This is a genomic window from Palleniella muris (genome assembly GCF_004792655.1).
GTDB lineage: Bacteria > Bacteroidota > Bacteroidia > Bacteroidales > Bacteroidaceae > Prevotella > Prevotella muris_A.
Map to the genome: position 1 here is coordinate 1 of NZ_SRZC01000051.1, position 800 is coordinate 800.

Here is an 800-nt window from a genome sequence, read left to right on the forward strand (position 1 = left end):
GAGAGCGAGATAATGACAATCCTTGTATGCTGCCATTTCGGAACATTCGCCAATTTCAAGCACTACTGCATGTTCTTCATCAAGGGGCATCTTGCCAAGGATTTCCCTTCCGCCGTATCCTACAACCGCTTCGTGGAACTCATGCCGCGCGTCTTCTTCCCTCTTATGCTTTTCATGAGGCTGCAGGCTTTCGGCAAGTGCTCCGGGATAACGTTCGTTGACAGCACGATGATTCCGGTGTGCCATAATGTGAGGCGCTGTTTCAACAAGGTGTTCGAAGGTCTTGCCACGGATGGAAAGGGGACCATGGGGTGGTGTCACGGATTCAAGCTGCATCTTATGTGCAACGACAGAGGTGAGGCCATAACATTCTGTCTTACAGGTGCTAACGTTGATGACAGGGACGACAGGGTATGGAGCGTGTTCACAAAGGATCTTTATGGGAAGGTCTTTGCCGACAGGGGGTATATCAAGAAGGAACTCTTCGAAAGTCTCTTCAGCAACGGGATACACCTTGTCCATGGCCTGAAGGCGAACATGAAGAACAAGCTCATGCCAATGTATGACAAGATAATGCTGAGGAAGAGGTATGTCATCGAATGCATCAATGACCTGCTGAAGAACAAGGTGGAGATTGTACATTCAAGGCACAGGTCTGTGCACAACTTCATAATGAACATCTGCTCCGCACTGACTGCATACTGCTTCTTTGACAACAAGCCAGAGGCTATGCCCGTGCATGTGGAGAAATCAAGGCAGATGGAACTATTTTAAATGATTTCTTATCCCGAACTCGCGTA

General features: G+C 48.4%; 1 protein-coding gene. It reads left to right on the forward strand.

The window, feature by feature from the left end; genetic code table 11:
- A partial coding sequence (locus E5358_RS14935; RefSeq protein ID WP_135940942.1) for an IS982 family transposase occupies positions 1 to 774 on the forward strand: 774 nt, incomplete at its 5' end.
- Between the last annotated feature and the right edge of the window lie 26 nt (positions 775 to 800).